The organism is Pseudomonas sp. CCI3.1 (genome assembly GCF_034313985.1).
GTDB lineage: Bacteria > Pseudomonadota > Gammaproteobacteria > Pseudomonadales > Pseudomonadaceae > Aquipseudomonas > Aquipseudomonas psychrophila.
This window is the reverse complement of sequence record NZ_JAVIWO010000001.1, coordinates 5,315,672-5,339,078: the sequence shown is the minus strand read 5'-3', so window position 1 is coordinate 5,339,078 and position 23,407 is coordinate 5,315,672. Positions and strand designations below refer to the sequence as shown.

At 58.5% G+C, this 23,407-nt stretch carries 18 protein-coding genes; 7 read left to right on the top strand and 11 right to left on the bottom strand.

The genetic code is table 11. From position 1 onward, the window contains the following. Nucleotides 1-3: 3 nt before the first annotated feature. Nucleotides 4-1,422, bottom strand: coding sequence for a 3-isopropylmalate dehydratase large subunit (leuC, locus tag RGV06_RS24570; RefSeq protein WP_046809810.1), 1,419 nt, complete (start codon nucleotides 1,420-1,422; stop codon nucleotides 4-6). Between the two features lie 133 nt (nucleotides 1,423-1,555). On the opposite strand from leuC, the gene RGV06_RS24565 reads away from it, so the two are divergent. Together RGV06_RS24565 and RGV06_RS24560 are read left to right on the top strand one after the other, a co-directional pair. Then, entirely contained in the window at nucleotides 1,556-2,476 is a 921-nt protein-coding gene (locus RGV06_RS24565; protein WP_019829020.1) for a LysR family transcriptional regulator, read from the top strand. A 39-nt stretch (nucleotides 2,477-2,515) separates the two neighbouring features. Next, nucleotides 2,516-3,697 (top strand): acetyl-CoA C-acyltransferase family protein, encoded by a 1,182-nt coding sequence (locus RGV06_RS24560; RefSeq protein WP_322151658.1) that lies wholly within the window; start codon nucleotides 2,516-2,518, stop codon nucleotides 3,695-3,697. Between the two features lie 110 nt (nucleotides 3,698-3,807). Here RGV06_RS24560 and RGV06_RS24555 read toward each other — a convergent pair whose 3' ends face one another. After that, nucleotides 3,808-4,674 carry a pirin family protein gene (locus tag RGV06_RS24555; protein WP_322151656.1) on the bottom strand — a complete coding sequence of 289 codons (867 nt, stop codon included), beginning with the start codon at nucleotides 4,672-4,674 and terminating at the stop codon, nucleotides 3,808-3,810. Nucleotides 4,675-5,000: 326 nt separating this feature from the next. Here RGV06_RS24555 and RGV06_RS24550 point away from each other — a divergent pair, with 326 nt between their 5' ends. Beyond that, nucleotides 5,001-7,475, top strand: a complete 2,475-nt coding sequence (locus tag RGV06_RS24550) for a TonB-dependent siderophore receptor (RefSeq protein ID WP_019829016.1) — start codon at nucleotides 5,001-5,003, stop codon at nucleotides 7,473-7,475. Nucleotides 7,476-7,583: 108 nt separating this feature from the next. Here the strand turns inward: RGV06_RS24550 and RGV06_RS24545 are convergent, their stop codons facing one another. Together RGV06_RS24545 and RGV06_RS24540 are read right to left on the bottom strand one after the other, a co-directional pair. Then, the gene (locus RGV06_RS24545; protein ID WP_416194573.1) at nucleotides 7,584-7,883 is read right to left on the bottom strand and encodes a hypothetical protein; all 300 of its coding nucleotides are present in this window, start codon (nucleotides 7,881-7,883) and stop codon (nucleotides 7,584-7,586) included. 182 nt (nucleotides 7,884-8,065) lie between these two features. Further along, entirely contained in the window at nucleotides 8,066-8,908 is an 843-nt protein-coding gene (locus RGV06_RS24540; RefSeq protein WP_019829012.1) for a type 1 glutamine amidotransferase domain-containing protein, read from the bottom strand. Between the two features lie 114 nt (nucleotides 8,909-9,022). Here RGV06_RS24540 and RGV06_RS24535 point away from each other — a divergent pair, with 114 nt between their 5' ends. The 3 genes from RGV06_RS24535 (at nucleotide 9,023) to RGV06_RS24525 (ending at nucleotide 12,227) form a co-directional block, all read left to right on the top strand. Next, entirely contained in the window at nucleotides 9,023-9,928 is a 906-nt protein-coding gene (locus tag RGV06_RS24535) for a LysR family transcriptional regulator (RefSeq protein ID WP_322151653.1), read from the top strand. A gap of 99 nt (nucleotides 9,929-10,027) precedes the next feature. Continuing rightward, nucleotides 10,028-10,891, top strand: a complete 864-nt coding sequence (locus tag RGV06_RS24530) for a LysR family transcriptional regulator (protein ID WP_048352000.1) — start codon at nucleotides 10,028-10,030, stop codon at nucleotides 10,889-10,891. 91 nt (nucleotides 10,892-10,982) lie between these two features. After that, nucleotides 10,983-12,227, top strand: coding sequence for an AGE family epimerase/isomerase (locus RGV06_RS24525; RefSeq protein WP_019829007.1), 1,245 nt, complete (start codon nucleotides 10,983-10,985; stop codon nucleotides 12,225-12,227). A gap of 174 nt (nucleotides 12,228-12,401) precedes the next feature. Here the strand turns inward: RGV06_RS24525 and RGV06_RS24520 are convergent, their stop codons facing one another. The 6 genes from RGV06_RS24520 to RGV06_RS24495 all read right to left on the bottom strand — a co-directional run bounded on the left by RGV06_RS24520 (nucleotide 12,402) and on the right by RGV06_RS24495 (nucleotide 20,480). Then, nucleotides 12,402-14,834: a TonB-dependent siderophore receptor gene (locus tag RGV06_RS24520; protein WP_322151650.1), complete on the bottom strand. Its 2,433-nt coding sequence runs from the start codon at nucleotides 14,832-14,834 to the stop codon at nucleotides 12,402-12,404. Between the two features lie 101 nt (nucleotides 14,835-14,935). Next, nucleotides 14,936-15,913 carry a FecR domain-containing protein gene (locus RGV06_RS24515; RefSeq protein WP_019829004.1) on the bottom strand — a complete coding sequence of 326 codons (978 nt, stop codon included), beginning with the start codon at nucleotides 15,911-15,913 and terminating at the stop codon, nucleotides 14,936-14,938. After that, a complete protein-coding gene (locus RGV06_RS24510) occupies nucleotides 15,910-16,410 on the bottom strand; it encodes a sigma-70 family RNA polymerase sigma factor (protein WP_019829002.1) in 501 nt (166 codons plus the stop codon). Before RGV06_RS24510 ends, RGV06_RS24515 begins: the two co-directional genes overlap by 4 nt. A gap of 161 nt (nucleotides 16,411-16,571) precedes the next feature. Then, nucleotides 16,572-17,318, bottom strand: a complete 747-nt coding sequence (locus RGV06_RS24505) for an SDR family oxidoreductase (RefSeq protein WP_019829000.1) — start codon at nucleotides 17,316-17,318, stop codon at nucleotides 16,572-16,574. Nucleotides 17,319-17,384: 66 nt separating this feature from the next. Then, nucleotides 17,385-19,481 (bottom strand): putative bifunctional diguanylate cyclase/phosphodiesterase, encoded by a 2,097-nt coding sequence (locus RGV06_RS24500; protein WP_046809526.1) that lies wholly within the window; start codon nucleotides 19,479-19,481, stop codon nucleotides 17,385-17,387. Between the two features lie 117 nt (nucleotides 19,482-19,598). Next, nucleotides 19,599-20,480 (bottom strand): LysR family transcriptional regulator, encoded by an 882-nt coding sequence (locus tag RGV06_RS24495; protein WP_322151647.1) that lies wholly within the window; start codon nucleotides 20,478-20,480, stop codon nucleotides 19,599-19,601. A gap of 162 nt (nucleotides 20,481-20,642) precedes the next feature. Here RGV06_RS24495 and RGV06_RS24490 point away from each other — a divergent pair, with 162 nt between their 5' ends. Continuing rightward, entirely contained in the window at nucleotides 20,643-22,175 is a 1,533-nt protein-coding gene (locus RGV06_RS24490; RefSeq protein WP_322151646.1) for an MFS transporter, read from the top strand. A 21-nt stretch (nucleotides 22,176-22,196) separates the two neighbouring features. Here the strand turns inward: RGV06_RS24490 and RGV06_RS24485 are convergent, their stop codons facing one another. Continuing rightward, nucleotides 22,197-23,405 (bottom strand): acetyl-CoA C-acyltransferase, encoded by a 1,209-nt coding sequence (locus RGV06_RS24485; RefSeq protein WP_019828996.1) that lies wholly within the window; start codon nucleotides 23,403-23,405, stop codon nucleotides 22,197-22,199. Nucleotides 23,406-23,407: the final 2 nt, after the last annotated feature.

Genomic DNA, 23,407 nt, shown 5'->3' with positions numbered 1-23,407 from the left:
TCCTTAGATCAATTCACGGACGTCGATGAAACGACCGTTCACAGCGGCGGCGGCGGCCATTGCCGGGCTCACCAGGTGGGTACGACCACCGGCACCCTGACGGCCTTCGAAGTTGCGGTTGGAGGTCGATGCACAATGCTCGCCGGACTCCAGTCGGTCCGGGTTCATGGCAAGGCACATCGAGCAACCTGGCTCGCGCCATTCAAAACCGGCCTCCAGGAAAATCTTGTCCAGCCCTTCCGACTCGGCCTGGGCCTTGACCAGGCCCGAACCCGGAACCACGATCGCCTGCTTGATGGTGGACGCTACTTTGCGACCTTTGGCAATCACGGCTGCAGCACGCAAGTCTTCGATACGCGAGTTGGTGCACGAGCCAATGAACACGCGATCCAGCTGGATGTCAGTGATCGCCTGATTAGCTGTCAAACCCATGTACTTCAACGCACGTTCAATGGAACCGCGCTTGACCAGGTCGGCTTCCTGCGCCGGATCCGGCACATTCTGATCAACCGCCAATACCATCTCGGGCGAAGTGCCCCAGCTGACTTGTGGCTTGATCTGGGCTGCGTCGAGTTCAACCACGGTGTCGAATGTTGCATCGCTGTCGGAAACCAAGTCTTTCCAGGCTTCGACAGCCATGTCCCATTCGGCACCTTTAGGAGAGAACGGACGCCCCTTCACGTAATCGACGGTCTTTTGATCCGCCGCCACCAGGCCCACGCGGGCACCGGCTTCGATGGACATGTTGCAGATGGTCATGCGCCCTTCAACCGACAAGTCGCGAATCGCGCTGCCAGCGAACTCGATGGCGTGACCATTGCCGCCTGCGGTGCCGATCTTGCCGATCACCGCCAGCACGATGTCCTTGGCGGTCACGCCGAATGGCAATTGCCCTTCAACCGACACCAGCATGTTCTTCATTTTTTTGGCCACCAGGCACTGCGTGGCGAGCACATGCTCAACCTCGGAGGTGCCGATACCGTGGGCCAATGCACCGAATGCACCGTGGGTCGAGGTATGCGAGTCGCCGCAGACCACGGTCATGCCCGGCAAGGTGGCACCCTGCTCCGGGCCGATCACATGAACGATGCCCTGACGCACGTCGTTCATCTTGAATTCGGTAATGCCGTATTCGTCGCAGTTGTCGTCCAGGGTCTGGACCTGCAAACGGGAAACCTGGTCAGCAATCGCTTCGATCCCGCCTTTGCGCTCTGGCGTGGTCGGTACGTTGTGGTCCGGGGTGGCGATGTTGGCATCGATCCGCCAAGGCTTGCGCCCGGCCAGACGCAAGCCTTCAAAGGCTTGCGGCGACGTCACTTCATGAATGATATGACGATCGATGTAGATCAGCGCCGAGCCATCGTCGCGCTGCTTGACCAAATGCGAATCCCAGAGCTTGTCGTAGAGCGTTTTGCCGGCCATCAGACGGTTTCCTCATCAGCTACTTTTCTGTGCCAATAACCACTTGGCTTGTGAGGTCGATCCTATGGCGTTACAGTTAATAACTCAAATTCATAATTTTCATGCTTTGGATAACCAACAGGAATTCGAATAGATGGATCTCGCGAATCTCAATGCCTTTATTGCCATTGCTGAAACCGGAAGCTTTTCCGGAGCCGCCGAACGGCTGTTCCTGACCCAGCCCGCCATCAGTAAACGCATCGCCAGCATTGAGCAGCAACTCAAGCTCAGGCTGTTCGACCGGCTGGGCCGCGAGGTCAGCCTGACCGAGGCGGGCCGGGCTTTATTGCCGCGGGCCTATCAGATTCTCAACGTGCTGGATGACACCCGCAGGGCGCTGAATAACCTCAATGGTGAAGTCAGCGGGCGCCTGACCCTGGCCACCAGCCATCACATTGGCCTGCACCGGCTGCCGCCTTTGCTGCGGGAGTTCACGCGCACGTACCCCAAGGTCGCGCTGGATATTCAGTTTCTGGATTCAGAAGTCGCCTATGACGAAATCCTGCACGGCCGCGCAGAACTGGCAGTGATCACCCTCGCGCCGGAACCTCACTCGCTGATTCGTGCCGTACCGGTCTGGGATGACCCGCTGGACTTCGTGGTCGCTCCGGAGCACAGCCTGACCCGAAAAAAGGCGGTCAGCATGGCTGATATTGCGCGCCATCCGGCGGTGTTCCCCGGCGGCAATACCTTCACCCACCATATTGTCCATCGCTTGTTTGAAGCCCAGGGCCTGACACCCAATATCGCCATGAGCACCAACTACCTGGAGACCATCAAAATGATGGTGTCCATCGGGCTGGCCTGGAGCGTGCTGCCGCGCACGATGCTCGACGAACAAGTGGCATCGATTGCCTTGCCCGGCATCCAGTTGACCCGCCAGCTGGGTTATATCGTGCATACGGAGCGGACCTTGTCCAATGCCGCCCATGCCTTCATGACCCTTCTGGATGGCCAGGTCGACACCCAGGCCCCTCAAATGGACGACTCCCACCTTGATCACCCCGTGAAATAATCCAGCGCATTTGGCCCAATAAAACAACAAGGATCCGCCATGCAAGCTTCTGAAATCTTCATCCTCAGCGCCCAGCGAACGGCCATCGGCACCTTTGGTGGCGCACTCAAGGACGTGCCTCTGGGCGACCTGGCCACTACCGCCGTAAAAGCCGCGTTGCTGAATAGCCAGGTCGACCCCGAGCGCATCGGCCACGTGGTGATGGGTAATGTGATACCAACCGAGCCCCAGGATGCCTACCTGGCGCGAGTCGCCGCGATCAATGCCGGGATCCCCAAGGAAACACCGGCCTATAACGTCAATCGCCTGTGCGGCTCCGGTTTGCAGGCAATTATTTCAGCCGCCCATACCCTGATGCTCGGCGATGCCGAATTTGCCATTGGGGCCGGGGCCGAAGCCATGAGTCGCGGCCCGTACCTGATGCCTGCTGCCCGTTGGGGTGCGCGCATGGGGGATACGCAGATGCTCGATTACATGCTCGGCATTCTGCACGACCCGTTCCACGGCATTCACATGGGCATCACCGCCGAAAACATCGCCGAGCGCAACAGCATTAGCCGCCAGACTCAGGATGCCCTGGCGTTTGAGGACCAGCAGCGTGCAGCGCGGGCCATCGCCGAAGGCTACTTCGACAGCCAGATTGCCGCCGTCGAGGTACGCAGCCGCAAGGGCACCGTGTTGTTCAGTCAGGATGAACACCCGCGGGCCACCACCCTTGAACAGTTGGCGCAAATGAAACCGGCGTTCAAGAAGGACGGCAGTGTTACCGCGGGCAATGCATCGGGGCTCAATGACGGTGCGGCAGCGCTGGTACTGGCCAGTGGCGCTGCGGTACGGGCTGCTAACCTTGTGCCAATGGCCCGGATGGTGGCCTATGCCCATGCAGGGGTAGAGCCCGAGCTGATGGGCCTTGGACCGATTCCGGCAACACGCCTGGCGCTGAAACGGGCGGGGCTGACCATCGAAGACATGGACGTTATCGAAGCCAATATCGCCTTCGCAGCCCAGGCCTGCGCCGTGATGCAGGAACTGGACATGGACCCGGCCAAGGTCAACCCCAATGGCTCGGGGATCGCCTTGGGGCATCCGGTGGGCGCCACTGGCGCGATCATCGCCACCAAGGCCATCCACGAACTGCACCGGATCAAGGGGCGCTACGCCCTGGCAACCATGTGTATTGGCGGTGGCCAGGGCATAGCGGTTATTTTCGAGCGGGTTTAAAAGCGCTGTAGAGACATCAATTGGGGGAGCGAGCCTGCTCGCGAAGAACATTCGCGAGCAGGCTCGCTCCCACCAGGGCTTGACCGGGAGCAGCGTATCGACAGACGTTGCTACACAGGCATACGGCCAAACTTGCCCGACTGGAAGTCCACAAAGGCCTGATGGATTTCGGCATCGGTGTTCATCACGAACGGGCCATGCCCCACGATAGGCTCGTCGATCGGCTCGCCACTCAGAATCAGCAGCACAGCATCGTTGTTGGCTTCAAGCCTGACCTGTGAACCGTCACGTTCGAACAGCGCCAACTGCCCTTCACGTACCACTTCCTGACCGTTGACCTCAACCGCACCGTGCAACACCACCAGCGCCGTATTGCGGCCCTGGTGCACATCGAACGTGGTCGACTTGCCCGCGTTCAAGCGGATATCCCACACGTCGATATCGGTAAAGGTGCGCGCCGGGCCGCGTTTGCCATCGAATTCACCGGCAATCAGGCGCAACCGGCCGGCATCGTCCTTGAGCGCCAGATCCGGAATATCCCGATCCACAATGCCCTGATACCCCGGCGCGGACATTTTGTCCCTGGCCGGCAGATTGACCCATAGCTGCACCATTTCCAGCGGGCCGCCACTGCGGGCAAACGCCTCGGAATGGAACTCCTCATGCAGGATCCCCGAGGCAGCGGTCATCCACTGCACATCTCCCGGCCCGATCACCCCGCCGTTACCGGTGGAGTCACGGTGCTCGACTTCGCCCTTGTAGACGATGGTCACGGTTTCAAAACCACGATGCGGGTGCTGACCTACGCCACGGCGTTCAGTGGTAGGCGAGAACTCCGCTGGCCCTGCGTAATCAAGCAACAGGAACGGGCTGATGTGTTTGCCCATGCTGTCGTAGGAAAACAACGTGCGAACCGGAAAGCCATCGCCGACCCAATGAGGACGGGGAGCTGTGTACACGCCAAGAATCTTTTTCATGTTGCACCTCCTGTAAATCATGGTGACAAGCTTAGATTCGATTCACCCATAAGACTAGATAGCGTTATCGACACAAATCGTCCCACCAGCAGAACAATCTATTTAATGTGGGAGCGGGCTTGCTCGCGATGCAGGCGACTCGGTTTGCCTGATTGATCCCATTGATGCCATCGCGATCAAGCCCGCTTCCACTAAGGCCCCGACTGTGGCCATCCGCTAAATACAACTATTTGAAAAACCTGTATCTGGTTTCTCCACCGTGCTGCGTCTAATAACTATTCCCATTAACTAAAAAGAAACATTCCACTTCGGAGCCTAGGCACGCGATGCAACGACCCAACTTGAGCCGGACCCCCCTTTCGATCGCTACCCAGCGCCAGACAGTTCGCCGTACCCTGCTGTCCAGCGCCTTTGTAGCGACGGTATTGCTGGGGTCATCCATTGCCCAGGCGGCGCCTGTGGCCTTGAATATTCCGTCTCAATCCCTGGCCAGCGCGCTGAATGAACTGGGCAAGCAAGCCAATCTGCAAATTCTGTATAGCCCGGATCAGGTTCAAGGCATCAAGTCCCGCTCGGTGTCCGGCTCTCTCGAACCGGTCAAGGCACTGGAGTCCTTGCTGCAAGGCAGTGGCATTTCGTATCAGCTCAACGGCGACACGGTTATTTTGAGCGCCCCTCAAGGCAACGGCCTGGAGCTGGGCGCGACCACGATTTCCGGCCAGGGCCTGGGCAACTCGCTGACTACCGAAGACACCCACTCCTACACCACCGGCGCCAGCAACAGTTCGACCAAACTGCCGCTCTCGATCCGCGAAACCCCGCAAACCGTGACCGTGATCACCCGCCAACTGATGGACGACCAGGCCGCCCAGAGCATCGGCGATGTGTTGCGCAACGCGCCGGGTGTGTCCACCCAGGCTTACGACAGCGACCGTATGGAGTATTCGGCGCGCGGTTATGCCATCACCAACTTCCAGTACGACGGGGTCAACACGCTGTATGACGGGGTTTTCGATGAGGGCGCAACCAAGGTCGACATGGCCCTGTATGACCGAGTAGATATCGTGAAGGGCGCTACCGGCCTGTTGTCCGGCTCGGGCGAGCCCTCGGCCACGGTCAACCTGATCCGCAAAAAACCAACCCGCGACTTCAAGGCTTCAGTCACTGCAAGCGCAGGCTCCTGGGACAATTACCGCACCGAAGGCGATATTTCCGGACCGCTGAATGACGATGGCAGCGTACGCGGACGCATGGTTGCGGTGTATCAGGATGCTGACTCGTACATTGATCACTACTCCAAAAAGAATGATGTGTTCTACGGCATCATCGAAGCAGACCTCACGCCAGACACCCTGTTCACCTTCGGCATGGACTACCAGAATATCAAGCCGCGCGGTTCATCCTGGACCGGTAACCCGTACTACTACTCCAACTACACCAAGACCGATTTCAGCCGTTCGTTCAACCCGGCAACTGACTGGAGCCGTCGCGACGTCCAGATCCAGACGACTTTCGCCTCCCTGGAACACCGCTTTGCCAATGACTGGAAAGTCAAAGGCACCCTGACCCAGCAAACCAACGATCACGACACCCTGTTGGGATCGGCCAGTGGTGGCTTGCCTGATCCGGTGACCGGTAAAGGCATGTCCTTCTATTGGGGTCACTGGGAAGGCCATCGCGTACAAAACACCTTCGATATCAATGCCACCGGCCCGTTTACCCTGTTTGGCCGCGAACATGAACTGGTGGTCGGTGCCACATCACAGTCTTCCCGGCAAACCGGCGCGACCTTTGACAGCAGTGAATATCGTGTGCTGTCCGAAAGCATCTTTGATTGGAATGGCAAATACCCGCGACCGGACTTCCCGAAGAACGGTAAATATGAAACCAACCAGAATCAGAACAGCGCCTACATCGCCGCACGTTTCAACCCCGCGGACGACTGGTCGATTATTCTCGGCAGTCGCCTGAGTGACTTCCAGTACAACAGCACCTACCGGTATTACGAGCAAAGCAGCAACTTCCAGGACAACAAAACCACTGCTAAACAGCACGGAGAGGTTACGCCCTACGCCGGCGTTGTGTATGACATCAACGAGAACTACTCGGTATACGGCAGCTACACCTCTATCTACAAACCCCTCACCGAGCAGAGCAGTTCGGGCGCTACTCTGGCACCGACCGAAGGCAACAGCTACGAACTCGGCGTGAAGGGCGAGTACTTCGATGGCCGACTGAATGCCAGTGCAGCGGTGTTTCGCACCGAACAGAAAAATGTCCCCATTCAGGTCGGTACCAACGTAAACACCAACCTGGGTATCTTTGAATCCCTGGATGGTGCAACCACCAACGGTATCGAGCTTGAGCTGTCTGGTGAGCTGATGCCGGACTGGAACCTGATCGCCGGCTACACCTACGCCAAAACCCGCTCCGATGATGGGGAGCGTGTTTATGGCTACCCGCTGGAAACCACCAAACCGGAAAACGTGGCGCGGGTGTTTACCACCTACCGCCTGCCGGGCGTGATGAACAAGGTGACCGTGGGCGGTGGCGTGAACTGGCAGAGCCCGTTCTACGGCAAGATCTACAACTCAGCCAAAGAAGACTACGACATCATCGAGCAGCGGAGCTTTGCGCTGGTCAACCTGATGACCCGCTACGAGTACAACGAACACCTGACGTTCAACCTCAATGCCAACAACGTGTTCGACAAAAAGTACCTGTCGGGCCTGGGCAACTTCGGTACCACTTATTACGGCGAACCGCGCAGCCTGATGCTGACCTCCAAGTACAGTTTCTAGAGCGTTGCAGCCGGCTTGCTCGCGATGACGTCACCTCGGTTTATTTGACAAACTGCGGCGCCAGCATCGCGAGCATGTCGTATCGTCGCGCCCACAGAGGGTATGACCTCATTCAGCCTGCAGATAACGATTGACGATATCCGCGTACTGACCGCTTTCTTTTAACGTCAGCAAGGCGCTATTTAAAGCTATGCGCAGTGTTGTGTCTGATTGACGGACCCCTATCGCAATGCCACTCCCTAACAGTTCATCTTTGACAGGCGGGCCCGAAAATCCGAAGCCGTCACCCTGTGGGGTATCCAGTAATGCCTGTGAAATTTCTATCGTATCTTGCAAAGTAGCGTCAATTTCACCCGTCATCAGACTGCGAATCAATTCATCATTAAATTGAAAAGTGCTTATTACCACGCCTGCGGTTTCCCAGCGCGCCTTGGCAAAGGCTTGCCGACTGGTCCCGGCCCTCCCATGGGGAAATAGTTGAAGAACTGCAACCTGCGATCGAACCAACCGCCAATACAATCATTACGTAGTTTAAGGCGCTCACAACATGATCCTTCTTTTAAAAAGTGATTAACGAAACACACCAATTTTTATTGCAAGCGCTTGAGCAACTCTTCGGCGACCCTGATTGAAGATGCCGGATTTTGACCGGTAATCAGTTCGCGATCGGATACCACATAAGGACTGAACGGCACGAGAGAGGACGTATAGTCACCACCGGCCTGTTCAAAGGCTGTTTGGGGCATATATTTCATTTCTCCGCCCTGCAGCCGACGCTGAGCAAGCTTCTCTTCCGTATTGTTCATAACCGTCATTTTGTAGCCCGCATAAATCCACCCGGTTAAAGGCGGTTTATCCTTTGCAGTTTCCAGCTGTGCAACGAATCCTGGAGCGTCCGGCAACGTCGACAACAAGGCCACTGGCCCATGACATACCAATGCTGTCGGTTTACCGGACTGATGAAAGTGGGTGAGTAATTTGCCCATCGACGTGTCGGTGGCTAAATCCTGTAAAGGCGCACGCCCCCCTGGAACATACAGTGCATCAAACTGGGCATAACCCACGTGTTCTATACGCGATAGGCTGACCACCGGCGAGTCAGTCAACGAAGTAATCTTGAGCCTGTCCATCAACACTTTATGGTCATTCAGTGCCTCGTTACTGCCACCGAAATAGGACTTGTCAAAAGAACCCTGATCCATTGTTGGTGCTCGCCCCAAAGGCGTTGCAAAGGTAAGGGTGTGCCCGGCATCAAGGAGCATTTTTACCGGTTGCATCAGTTCATTGAAGTAGAACCCGGTGGGTATTGAACGGCCATTTTTCAGTTCCAGCTCACTGGCGTCGGACAATACAACCAGCACCTTGGCGGCTTGTACCGTAAAGCTGGCGCCTCCCACAACAGCGCTTATCGCGAGGATGTTTAAAAGTTTCATAGTGCCTCCTGAGTATTAAGAGAACCGTTGCCTCTTTCACTTGAGGAATGTAATTACCGTGTTCGTCCTGAGAAACCCGCATAAATGACAATCACTTTGCCTCTGGGAGGTGTAATGGCCCGCCGATTTAATCACCTGGCTGACGTTGAAGCCTTTATCGCCGTGGCAGACAACGGCTCCCTCAGTGCCGCGGCGGTCGAGCTAGCGACAACACCGACGGTTATCAGCCGAGCAATCAAACGCCTTGAAACACATCTGGGGGTTCAGTTACTCAGACTGACGACACGCCGACTGAGCATCACTGATGCAGGACTCACATACCTGAACCAGACACGCCTGGCATTTGCGCAGATCAGTGACGTGGAGCGTTCATTATCCGGCCCTAACGATGCGTTGAATGCTCGCCTGCGAGTGAGTGCACCTACCACTTACGGCCATTACCGTCTGCCTGGCCTGTTAGCAGCTTTTAGCCGCATACACCCTCAGGTCAGGATCGAACTGAGCATCAGTAACCACAACGTGGATCTGGTCGCTGACAATTTTGACATGGCCATTCGTGTGGGCTGCTTGCCTGACAGCGCACTGATAGCCCGTAAATTGGAAGATGCGCGGTTGTGTCTGGTTGCAGCACCTCTGTACCTGCTCAGCAAGGGTGTACCCAAGTGCCTGGATGACTTGCAACATCATCAGTGCTTGCCCTTTGTCGTGCCAAGCAGTGGAAGAGTCAGGCCGTGGCAACTTATGGACCATGGTCAACCGGTAGAGCGTCTACCGACGGCTAATGTACAAATCAGTGACGATGTTTTAGGCGTTGTATCGATGGCGAAAAGCGGGCTGGGAATTTGCCAGACCTATCGTTTCATCGTCGAAGATCAAATCCGCTCCGGGCTGCTGGTAGAAGTACTGAAACACACCTCAGGCTGCTCACGTCCTTTCTCAATTATTTACCCACCGCACCGGCAACTCTCGACGGCTTCAAAAGCGCTCATCAGCTTTTTGTTGAAACAGGTTCATGGCTAGAGCTCGTTTGCGTTTCAGGCACCCTCACGAGTTCAAAACCGGGATGAGCAACCGCCTGTTCTCCCTTACACTGAACGCCCTTTGCTCACTGGCGCGTTTATGGACCTCGACCTGGCTCGCACCTTCCTCGAAATCGTTCGCTACGGCAGCCTTGTCGGCGCGGCCGAAAAACTGCATGTCACCCAGACGGCCGTGACCGCGCGGGTGCACAAGCTCGAAAGCCTGCTGGGCGTGACGCTGTTCATTCGTAACCGCGCTGGCGCCAGGCTGACGCCTGAGGGCGAGGCGTTTGTGGTGTACGCCAACCAATTGCTACAGACCTGGGAAGCCGCCCGCCGCGATCTGCCGCGCCCCGAGGGCTTGCATCAGCTGCTGCATATCGGCGGTGAAGTCAGCCTGTGCAATCCGCTGATCCTGAACTGGGCCAAGGCCCTGCGCCAACACCTCACCACCCATGCCTTGCGCATACAGATCAGCGATGCCGAGCAGTTGCTGCGTCAGGTCGAAATGGGCCTGCTGGACGCGGCACTGGTCTATCAGCCTGCTTACTGGCCTGGCGTTCAGGTGGAACAGCTACTGGAAGAAAAACTGATCCAGATTCGCCGCCCCGAGCAGCCCGATCCTTATGTGTACATTGAATGGGGCGAAGACTTTCGACGCCAGCATGACGCTGCCCTCCCCGACAAAGCTCGCGCAGCCATCAGCTTCAACCTGGGGCCGGTGGCGCTGCATTACATTCTGGAAAACGGCGGCAGCGGCTATTTCCGCACGCGGGTGGTCAAGAGCTATCTGGACAGTGGCGCTCTGGAGCGCGTGCCCAAAGCCCCTGAATTCAGCTACCCCACTTACCTTGTGTATTCACGCGAACGGGACTGCGCGGCCCTGCAAGAGGGTATCGCGTTACTGCGCGAGATCGTCAAGCAAGACAGCGACTGGTCGCAGCGCTGGGAGCCGGAAATTTAAGCCGGTTTGCCAAAGATGAAAGCTTTCAGCTTTTTGCCCAATCCCTTAGTCTGCGAGCGCTGAATACCGACAAGAACACTACAGGTGGCACATGACCGACCTCACCCGGACCAACGAAAGCTGGCTGACGAGCGCCCCCCATCAACAGTGGCTACGTGATCAGGGCCAGGCGCTGGTGGATTTCGCCAAGGCTGCGCGTGTGCCATCTGGCTTCGCCCAACTGGACCGGTTTGGGCGACGACCGGATGATGCCCCGGCTGACACCATTACCACGGCACGGATGGTGCACAGCTTTTCCCTCGCCCATATCCAAGGCTTGCCCGGTTGCGCCCCGCTGATCGACCATGGTCTGGCTGCATTGGCCGGGCCGTTGCGTGATGCAGTCAATGGCGGCTGGTTTGCCAGCCCCAATGCGCAGGATGGCAACTCTCGCAAAGCCGCATACCTGCACGCCTTTGTCGCCCTGGCCGCCAGTTCCGCAGCCGTGGCTGGACGTGGTGGCTCGGCTGAGTTGCTGGGTGATGCCGTACAAATCCTCGAAAACAATTTCTGGTCACCACAAGAAGGCGCCTTGCTGGAAAGCTTTGCCAGCGACTGGAGTGACTGCGAAGCGTATCGCGGGGCCAACAGCAACATGCATGGCACCGAGGTCTTTCTGGCCCTGGCCGATGTGCTCGACGAAGACCTGTGGCTCGACCGTGCCTTGAGCATCGCCGAGCGGGTTATCCATCAGCATGCTGCGCAGTCCGACTACCTGCCCGTCGAACATTTCGATGCGCTCTGGCAGCCATTGCCCGACTACAACCACGACAACCCGGCAGATGGCTTTCGCCCTTTCGGTAAAACCCCAGGCCACGCCTTTGAATGGGCGCGCTTGCTGCTGCACCTTGAGGCAGCCCGTAAACAACGCGGTTTATCGGCACCCCGGTGGCTGCTCGAAGACGCCCGCCAACTGTTCAGCAGCGCGTGCAAGCATGGCTGGAATGTCGATGGCGGCAGCGGAATTGTTTACACCCTGGACTGGAACAACCAGCCCGTGGTGCGCGAACGTCTGCACTGGACCCTGGCTGAAGCCTCGGCTGCGGCGGCAGCGTTGTTGCAACGCACCGACGAGCATGAGTACGAAGTCTGGTATCAACAGTTCTGGGACTACATCGACCTGCATTTGATCGATCGTCTGAACGGCAGCTGGCACCACGAGCTGGGGATCGACAATCAGCCTTCAGAAAACATCTGGCCCGGCAAGCCGGACCTTTACCATGCTTACCAGGCCACATTGTTGCCCCGCCTGCCTCTGGCAATCAGCCTGGCCAGTGCACTCAAATTGCGCCGTTGAATACTCAAACAGCCCCGTAGCAGCTGCCGAAGGAACGAGGCAGCGTCCGACGACGTAGTCGTCGTAAACCGGTTAGCGCGGTGAACCTGAAAGACCGCTCAGGATGGTTTACGACTGCTGCGCAGCCGAACGCAGCCTCGCGGAGCTCGTCAGCTGCTACGTAAAAATACATCATCACCAGTCGTATTTGACTTCCAGCGCCGCCGTCCTTTGCTGTCCGTAGTAACAGCCAAAACTGTAGTTGCATGAGGACACGTACTCGCGATCAAACAGGTTCTGTACGTTAAGGCTGGTGCTGACCCCTTTGAAGCCAGGATCCAGGGCCGCCAGGTCATAACTGAGCGTGGCGTCGTAGACGACAAATGACGGTGTTTTGAAGGTGTTGGCCGAGTCGCCGAAGTTCTTCCCGGTGTAACGGGCACCGCCGCCCAGGGTCACGCCTTCAAGCGCCTGCCCGGTAAAGTGATAGTCCGCCCACACACTGGCCGCCCAAGGCGCTTGTGCCTCACTGCGGTTGCCTTCGTTGCCGTAGTTGGACTTGGTGTAGATCACATCCAGATACGACACAGACGCGATCAGGTCGATGTTGTTGAAGCTGCTTTTGCCTTCCACTTCAATGCCCCGCGACCTGACTTCACCTTCCTGAACTTGATATTCCAGATACTCAAGGTCGCCCGTAAGGACATTTTGCTGGGTGATTTCGAACACCGAGGCGGTGAGCAACGTGGTGTCATTGGGCTGATACTTGACCCCCACTTCGTATTGCTTGCCCGTCATGGGCACGAACGCCTTGCCACCGCGATCCGGCGCGCTCGTGCCCACCGATGGCAAGAACGACTCGGTGTAGCTGATGTAGGGCGCCAGACCGAACGAAGTGACATAGGTCAGCCCCACGCGCCCGGTGAATTTGTTGTCGTTTTGCGTCACGCGCGAACGGGCGAGCAAATCGTTGTTTTCAACTTTTGCCCAATCGTGGCGACCGCCAATGGTCAGAATGAAGTTGTCCAGCTTGATCTGGTCCTGCACATACAGCCCGGTCTGCTTGACCCGGTTATCCCATTTGGTGGTCAGGGTCGGCACCCCCATGGTGCGGTAGTTGCTCGGGTTGTAGAGGTCAATGACCTCGCTGCCAGACAGGTTGTACCCCTGATACTTGCGAGCGAACTGACGGTAGTCCAGACCTACCAGCAAGGTGTGCTGCAAGGGACCTGTGGTGAAGTCGCTCTGCAGGTGGTTGTCGAAGCTGTACGAGCTGTTTTGCTGACGCCAGTCGAGTTTGGTGCGACTGGCGTGCGTGTCAGTCGCACCGTCCGGGGCGGTTACAAAACGGTTGAGGTAAAAGCCCTTGTAGCGATCGTCGACGTCGATGTAGCTGAGACTCTGGCGATAGGTCATGACCTCGTTGAAGTCGTGGGAAAACTGATAACCGAGCACATATTGGTCGCGCTTGTAGTCGTTCCATTTCGAATCGCCCAAAAACGTGTCGCGGTCAATCTTGTTGCCCTGGGAGTTGCGGTACAGGCTGCCTACTGCGGGCAAGGCCTGATAGTCGGCCAGTGCGTCATCGCGCTGCAACTGCGCATACAGTGTCAGTTCGGTGCTGTCATTGGGTGCCCAGGTGAAGCTGGGCGCCAGCAGCATGCGCGAGTCTTCGGTGTGGTCCACCTGCTCGCTGCCGGTATTGCCCACACCGATCAGCCGATAGCTCAGGGTTTTGGCATCGTCCAGCGGGCCGGTGGTATCAAAGGCCAGGTTGTAACGGTCAAAGCTGCCGGTGCCGACCTTGATCTGGTGCTGGGCCTCCATGCTCGGGCGTTTGGAGACCATATTGATCATCCCCCCCGGCTGGTTTTGCCCATACAGCACAGAGGACGGGCCTTTGAGCACTTCGATACGTTCCAGGGTGTACGGATCGATCTGCGGGGTGCCACCCAGGCTGCCGGCTGACGGCAGGTAGGCGCCATCGAGATAGAGCAGCGTAGGGGCAAAACCCCGGCTGGTGATCTCGTCAGCGATGGTGTTGCGATCGGTGTAGCCATTGGTGCTCACCCCCGGGGTGTAACGCAACGCTTGTGTCAGGTCGCGTGCGCCCTGCACTTCTGCCTGATCAGCAGTGACCACGTTGATGGTCTGGGGGATCTCCAGAATCGGCGTGTCGGTTTTGGTCGCGGTGGCCGAACGGGTGGCGACAAAGCCGTCAACGTGGCCACGACCATCTTCGCCCACACGTGCCGACACGTTGGTCGCACCCAGATTCAACGCACCCGCCTCAGCCTGCGGGTAAACACTCAAGGCGCCGCTGTCGGTCACACTCAGGCCCAGGCCACTGCCCGCCAGAGCGCGTTCGGCAGCCTGTTGCGGGGTAAACATGCCGTTCACCGGCGCAGAGTTCTTGCCTTGCAACAAGGCAGGGGCAACGGACAGCGTCAGGTTGCTGTCACGGGCAATCCGACTCAAGGTCACGCCCAGAGGCGCTGAAGGCAGATCAAAAAAACGAACGGCACTCTGTTCACTGTGCAACGCCTCAGCCACCGCGTTCGGCAAGCCAGCAATGCTCAGGGTGATCGTCAGTGCCAGCAGGCAAGGTCTTAGCGGGGCATACGGCATGGGGCGTCCTTTCTCGTTGCAAGGTAGGCAGTTGTAACCTTGACCAACGAGTAAGGATTTCCCCTCACACTATTTGCAATTAATTCCCATTCGGCTGTTGTTTACCGATTCACATCAATCAGGGTCAACCACGGTCCGTAGCGCGTGACCTTGATCGGCAAGGTTTGCGCCAGCGCGCTCAGGGTTTGGGCTGTGTTGTCCAGAGGGAACACCCCGAACACCCGCACCCGTGCAGCCTCGGGACTGATGCGCAGCACCCCCGTCTGGTAGGGCGCAAGCGCGTCGACCAGGGCCGACAACGGTTCGTCATGCAGCTCTACCCGGCCGTGGACCCAATCGGTCTGGCTACGGGAAGTAGGGGTTTGTGGGTCAATCTGGCTGGACGTGAAAGACACGGCCTGGCCGGTGTCTACACGCCGCTGCTGACCGCCCAGGGTGTTCAGCTGCACACTGTGTTGTTGCACGCTGGCCAGACTTTCGCCCGTCCCCTGACGCACCATAAAGCGCGTACCCAGTGCCTGTACCTGGCCTTGATCCGTCACCACCACGAACGGACGCTTGGCATCGGCGGCCACGTCCACCTGCAACTCGCCTTCACGCAGTCGCACGCGGCGCTGGCCAGCGCTGAACTCGATATCGACTGCGCTGCGGGCGTTGAGTGTCAGCAGGCTGCCATCCACCAGTTCAATGGTTTTGCGCTCACCGGTTGCCGTCTGCTGGTCGGCCATCAAGCCCGCCAATGGCGTCACACGATCTACCAAGCCTGCAGCACCCAGACCGAGCAGCAACACTAACAGGCCGCCTCGCAGGGCCTTTTTACGTGTCGGAGAAGTGCTGGCCATTAATGCCCGGCGTGCGGCCTGCAATTGCCCGGGGCTGCGCCGTTCAACCGATTGCAAGTCGGCCACCGGGGCTTTCAGTACCCCAGCCACCCGTTGCCATGCGGCCATGTTTTCGGGGGTTTCAGCCAGCCATGCCTTGAACACCTGACGCTCCGAAGGACAGGCTTGCCCGGACTCAAGGCGAAGCATCCAGTCAATGGCTGCACGGGTGATCGGATCGACCCTGGTTGTACTCATAAGGCTGGCTCCGTTTGCTCGAGACAATGAACAAAGGCGCGACGCAAATCACGTTCGACAGTGGCCAGCGATACCCCCAACTGATCCGCAATGGCTTGCTGGGGCATACCTTCAAGGCGATTGAGCAAAAAGGCCCGTTTGACCCGCGACGGCAGCCCTTCAAGCACGCGATCAATCGCTTCAATCGCCTCGCGAACCAGCGCAATGTCTTCGGCAGAGGGTGCATAGGCCAGAGGCAAATCCGCCAGCTGATCCAGATAGGATTGCTCAAGCTTGCGGCGGCGCCACAACGAGCACAGCAACCTGCGGGCAACGGTGCTCAGATACGCCCTGGGCTCCTGGATGCGCTCCAACTGCTGGGCATCATAGGCGCGCAGAAAAGTGTCCTGGGTCAGATCAGCTGCATCCTGTGGGCAACGCACCTGTCGCGACAGCCAGCCGCGCAGCCACGCATGATTGTCGTGATACAGACTTGCCAACAGGCTTTTGGGATCCACAGGGCTAGACACGATAGATAACCAGACTTAAATAGCAATAAGTCGCATTATCGTCGGATCAAGCGTAAAAGCAAGCAATGCGGGAGCGAGCCTGCTCGCGAAGATCATTCGCGAGCAGGCTCGCTCCCACGGCCAGAGTGTCTAAGGGAGATAGTAGGGGCTTACCGCCCGCCGCCCAGATCCAGAAAGGTACCTGTGGTGTAGGAAGCCTTGTCCGAGAGCAGCCACACAATCGCTTCGGCCACTTCTTCGGGGCGCCCGCCACGGCCCATCGGGATGATCGGTTCAAGCTTGCTGACCCGGCCCGGATCGCCGCTCAAGGCATGAAAGTCGGTGAAGATATAACCGGGTCGCACCGCATTGACCCGGATCCCTTCACCCGCCAGCTCCTTGGACAAGCCCAGAGTGAACGTGTCCAGCGCGCCCTTGGAGGCCGCATAGTCGACATACTCACCCGGGGAACCCAGACGCGAAGCCACCGAGGACACATTGACGATATTGCCGCCCTGCCCGCCGTAGCGTGGCGACATGCGCAGTACCGCGTGCTTGGCACACAGGATCGGGCCCAAAACGTTGGTTTTCAGAGTGTGCATGATGCGCAGCTCGGAAAGCTCATCGACCCGCGACTTGAGCCCCACGGTGCCAGCGTTGTTAACCAGCGCCGTGACTGGCCCCAACTGCTCGTCAACCTCGAGAAACAGGCGAATGATTTCCTCTTCGTCACTTACATCGGCACGTACCGCGATAGCTTTTGCGCCCAGGGCACGAACCTGCGCCAGCACCTCATGGGCAGCGGCATCGTCAGCCAGGTAATTGATGCAAATCCGATAACCCTGTCGCGCCGCCAACACCGCAGTGGCCGCACCTATGCCGCGGCTGCCGCCGGTGATCACGATGACTTTGTCCATAAATACGTGCTCCCTTTACAACGATCCAAGTCTGGGTGCCAGAATAACCGTGAAGGCTTTGCTTTGTCAGGTCGGTGTCTGATTTCTGTCCGTGGCGGGCTCGGCGCGATGGATTTCCTCCATGAACTGCACCGCAGGCAGTGGCTGGCCCAGCAGAAAACCCTGCAGTGAATCGCAGCCCAGTGAGGTCAAAAAGCTTTGCTGGGTATCGGTTTCCACACCCTCGGCCACAATCCGCAGCCCCAGTGCCTGACCCAGTGCAACAATGGCCGAAACAATCGCCGCATCGTCGCTGTCATGCTCCAGGTCCCGAACAAAGCCACGGTCGATTTTCAATTCATTGGCGGGCAAGCGCTTGAGGTACATGAGGCTGGAATAACCGGTACCAAAGTCATCAATGGACAGGTCAACGCCCATCTGTGACAGCCGTTGCAGCACCACCATGCTTGCATCGGCGTCACTCATGGCAGTGGTTTCGGTGATTTCCAGGGTCAGGCTATTGGCCGGTAACCGGTGCCGCTCCAGCGCCTCGACAACACTGTCGACCAGCCCCGTGTAGCAAAACTGCAATGCCGACAGATTGACCGCAATTCGCCAGCTGCTATAGCCCTGATCAAACCATACTCGCATCTGCCGGCAGGCTTCGTTAAGCACCCAGTCACCAATGGGAATGATCAGCCCGGTTTTTTCCGCCAGGTCGATAAAGCTGTCCGGCAACAGCAAACCCTGCTGCGGATGCTCCCAGCGCAACAAGGCCTCGGCACCCACGGGCTGGCCGGTGCCCGCGTCGAACTTGGGCTGATAATGCAAACGAAACTGTTTCAGTACCAGGGCCTGACGCAAGTCTTGCAGCAGTTGCAATTGCTTGCGGGCGTTGATGTTCATCGATGCATCGAAAAAGCTGTAGCCGTTTTTGCCCGTGCCCTTGGCGTGATACATCGCCGCATCGGCGTTCATCAACAACTCTTCGGCGCTCAAGCCGTTACCGGGATAAAGCGCAATACCGACACTCGCAGAAATCAGCAAATCATGCTCGTCCACGCGGAACGCCTTGGACAGCAGGCTGACCTGACGCGCCGCCACTTGTGGGGCATCGTCCGGCTCAAGCAAACGCACCAGCAGCACAAATTCATCGCCACCAATTCGCGCCAGGGTGTCCTGGCTGCGCAACTGCTCGCGCAAGCGCAAGGCCACTTCACGCAACAAGCGGTCGCCTAGGTGATGGCCGAACGCATCGTTCACCGGTTTAAAACCATCGAGGTCGATAAACATCAGCGAGAAGCATCCGCCCTGCTCCGCCACTTTGTTCATCGCCTGACCGATGCGATCAGCCAGCAGGATGCGATTAGGCAGCCCGGTCAGGGTGTCGTGCAGCGCCAGTTGCGTCAGTTCTTCATTAGCCAGGGTCAAAGAGTCCGCAAGAGCGGCGGTGCGGGCATCGAGGCGGGCATCAAAAACCGAGGTCAACAGAGCAATGACCAGCACGGCCAGGCTGGATACCAGCACCAGGTTGTCCAGCCCCTTGCCACTCAAGCCATCCACGGCAGCGCCGCAAAAACTGCCTACCGGGAAGTTCGCCGCCGCCATGCCGGTGTAATGCATACCGACAATGGCGAGCCCCATGATGACCGCAGCCGCCCCACGGATCAGGCGCACATAAGGTGTTTGCTTGCGCAGATGAAACGCGATCGACAGTGCGGCAGCCGACGCCCCGACCGCAATCAGCAACGACAGGCCAAACAGCGTCGGGTCGTAATCGATCCCCGGCTGCATACGTAACGCCGCCATGCCGCTGTAGTGCATGGCACTGATACCCGCCCCCATGATCAAGGCGCCAAACAGCAGTTGCAGCGCCGGCAGGCGTGGCTGACTGACCAGCCACAAGGCAAAACCTGACGACAAAATTGCCACCAGCAAAGACCACAGGGTCAGTCCCAGGTCGTACCCCAGGGTCAGTGGCAACTCCAGCGCGAGCATCCCGATAAAGTGCATCGACCACACGCCAAAACCCATGGCCAAGGCGCCGCCCCCGATCCACAAGTACACGGCACGACCACGAGCGGTGGCAATACGGCCACTCAAATCAAGGGCGGTGTACGACGCCAGGATGGCAACACACAGAGAAATGAAAACCAGCGAGGGTGAGTACGTTGCAGAAACCATGGACCTTCTCGTGAGCGTGTGCCGAACAGCATCCATGCTCGGTAAAGGGGCGCGATTGTACTGCTTCCAGGTGCTAACGCATCTATCTATGCGACTAAATCCTGCTGGACGGCTTGACTATCTTTCGCCCGGCCCGGCGCGCTTTACCTGGTCGATATAACGCATCACTACCGCCGACTTTTCAAATCGACGGTAGATCAATGACAGCCATGACTGTGCTTCACACCCCTCGATCGGCCGGTAGATCACATTGGGCAGGCTGATGTGACCGACCACTGATTCGGGTACCACCGCTACGCCCTGGCGCAGCGAAACCAGGGCAATCACCGCCACCAACCCTCCAGGTTGCGGGCCCAGCGCAGGCGCATAGCCGCCTTGAGCCGCCACGTGCAACGTACCGCTGATTTGCTCCGGCAAGATAAACGTCTCGTTTTTCAGATGCTGCGCACTGATGCTTTTAAGGCGCGCCAGCCAGCTATCTGCGGTCAGCGCAAGCACAAAACCCTCGGCCTTGAGACGAATTGCATCCAGCCCCTCGGGCAAAGTCATGGGTGAACGCACATAACCCAGATCGAATCGGCCTTCGGCGACCATCGTCGGCAAACTGGCCATAGGCGCCTCGCGCACATTCAAACTGACCTCGGCGCACTCATTCGAAAACGCCTGCACCTGATGCTGCAAAACCCCCGAATACACTGCCGAGGCCACATAACCCAGTTCGATATGGCCAGTCTCGCCACGCCCCGCCCGCTGGGCATTGCGCTGGGCAAATTCAAACTGGCGCACCGTGGCCTCCGCCTCGGGTAACAGCGCCTGTCCCGCTTCAGTCAAGCTGACCTGGCGCTGCTGTCGCACAAACAGACGCACGCCCAAGGCGGCTTCAAGGTCCTGGATTTGCCGCGTCAAGGTCGGCGGCGCAATCCCCAGTACTTCTGCGGCACGGGTGAAATTGCGCTGCCGGGCAACGGCCAGGAAATAACGGAAATGACGTATATCCATAGCAGCATTAGCTCAAAGGTAATGAAGTTCGGGTTATCGGCTAACAAATCCCGCAATACTCAGCCCTACACTGGGGCCATCGCCACACAGAAGAGCTCCGAGCATGCCCGTAAAATTAATTGCCTGCAAAGTAATGCTTGAACTTGTCCAGGAGCTATTGCGATGAATGCTGCCAGCCCGCGCCTGACTCTGCTCACTGCCAGCGGGGTGTGCTCACTCATCGTGCTGGACACCAACATCGTCGCAGTCACCCTGCCCAGCATCGCCCGGGATCTGGGGGCCAACTTTGTCGATATCGAATGGGTCGTCAGCGCTTACATGCTGGCGTTTGCCGCCCTGTTGTTGCCAGCCGGAAGCATTGCCGACCGCTTCGGCCGTAAAAAGACCCTGCTGTGGGGGTTGAGCATTTTCATCCTCGCGTCCCTCGGCTGCGGCGCCGCTCCCAACAGCCTGTTGCTGGAAATCGCCCGTGCCGTAAAAGGCGTGGGCGCGGCCCTGCTGCTGACCTCGGCGCTGGCTTCGATCGGGCATGCCTTTCACGATGAGGCTGAACGGGCCAAAGCCTGGGCCTTCTGGGGTGCCTGCATGGGCGTAGCCATGACGGCGGCACCGACCATTGGCGGGCTGATCACCGAATACCTGGGCTGGCGCTGGATCTTCTACCTCAATCTGCCGGTCGGCCTGCTGCTGATGTTGCTGGTCAAACATGCCATCGGTGAGTCACGGGACCCGCAATCGGCGCGACTCGACCCTTGGGGCAGCCTGGCCTTCAGCGCCAGTTTGCTGTGCCTGATCTGGGGCCTGATCGAAGCCAATCGCATTGGCTGGAACGCCCCGCTGACTTATGCCCGGATCAGTGCCGGGGTGCTGTTGCTGGTTCTGTTCGTGCTGATCGAATCACTGCAACGCCGCCCCATGATTGACCTGCAACTGTTCCGCCATCCGCGCTTTATCGGTGCTCTGCTGGGCATGTTTGCCTATGCAGGTTGCGCACAGGTGATGATGACCTTGCTGCCGTTTTATCTGCAAAACGGCCTGGGTTTCAGCGCTGTCGCATCGGGCCTTGGCATGTTGCCATTTGCCTTGACCATGCTGATTTGCCCACGTATCGGCGCTCGCCTGGCGTCACGTTACAGCCCCGCCAGCATGATGGCCGCCGGCTTGGCCCTGGTGGGCTGCGGCAACCTGCTCAGTGCCTGGGCGGTGGACCATGGCGGCTATCTGAGTTTTGCGCTGACCACCGCGGTGACGGGTGCCGGGGCGGGCTTGCTCAATGGCGACACGCAGAAAAACATCATGGCCTGCGTGCCCCGTGACCGTGTAGGCATGGCGTCGGGCATGAGCACGACCATGCGCTTTAGCGCAATTGTGTTGGCCATCGGCGTTTTTGGCGCGTTGTTGGGCAGCCATACCGAGCAAAACTTGCAGGCCAGCCTCAAGCAGGACGCCGGGCAATGGCTGGGGCAAAGTCACTTCATTGCTTCGCGGGTAGTGGCCGGTGATATGCCGGGGGCGCTCAGTCAACTGCCGCTGCAAGTGCAAGCACAGATCCAGCCGTTGGCGACCGGCGCCTTTGTGGCGGGGTTTAGTCTGGTCTTGTGGGTTGCGGGTGTGCTGGGGCTACTGGGCGCCCTGGTGGTGGGCACCCTGATGCGCAATCCGATTCCGCAATCACGCCTGGCAATTACCCAGTAACCCAACCCGTTCCCGATCGCTTTAATTGAGCTCAAACAACCCGGCAGCTCCCATGCCGCCGCCGATGCACATGGCAACCACGACAAACCGGGCGCCACGGCGGCGGCCTTCGAGCAGGCTGTGTCCTACCATCCGGGCACCCGACATCCCGAACGGATGTCCGATGGAAATTGCCCCGCCGTTGACGTTGAGGCGGTCGTTGGGGATCTGCAGGAAGTCGCGGCAGTACACCACTTGGCACGCGAACGCTTCGTTGATTTCCCACAGGTCAATGTCCGATACGGTCAGGCCAAACCGCTTGAGCAGCTTGGGAATCGCAAACACCGGGCCAATGCCCATTTCTTCCGGTGCACAACCACTCACCGCAATTCCGCGATACACGCCCAACGCTTCGATCCCTCGCTGCTTGGCTTCGGCACGGCTCATCAACAATACCGCCGAGGCGCCATCGGAAAACTGCGAGGCGTTGCCCGCAGTAATGAACTCCCCCTGCTGAACCCATTTGCCGTCCTTCCAGACCGGCTTGAGTGCCGCCAAATCCTCGAGGGTGGTGGACGGGCGATTGCATTCGTCGCGATCCGCGATCACGTCCTGATGGCCGCTGGGCTTGCCTTCCTTGTCAAAGCACAGCTTGCGCGCAGCCAGCGGGACTATCTCGTCGCTGAACAGACCGCCAGCCTGGGCGGCGGCAGTGCGCTGCTGGCTTTGCAAGGAATACTGGTCCTGCACCTCGCGGCTGATGTTGTAGCGCCGGGCCACGATCTCAGCGGTTTCAAGCATCGGAATATAGGCCGTAGGCATGCATTCCAGCACTGCCTCGGACTGTGCACGGTAGGTGTTTTTGTACTTGTTCTGGGTCAGGGACAATGACTCCACGCCACCGGCCACGGCGATCGACATTTCGCCGGTCATGATGCCTTTTGCAGCCACGCCGATACTCATCAGGCCCGAGGCGCACATGCGGTCGATCGCCATGCCTGGCACGGTATTGGGCAGGCCGCCGGTGTTGGCACACAAGCGCCCGATGTTGTAGCCCTGGGTGCCTTGCTGGGCGGCGGCGCCCATGATCACGTCTTCCACTGAACCCGGCTCAATGCCTGCGCGCTCAACCACCGCACGCACCACATGCCCGCCCAGCACCGGCGCTTCGGTATCGTTGAACGAACCCCGGAAGGATTTGGTCAAGGCGGTTCGGGCCGTGGATACGATCACAACGTCATTCAGATTCATGT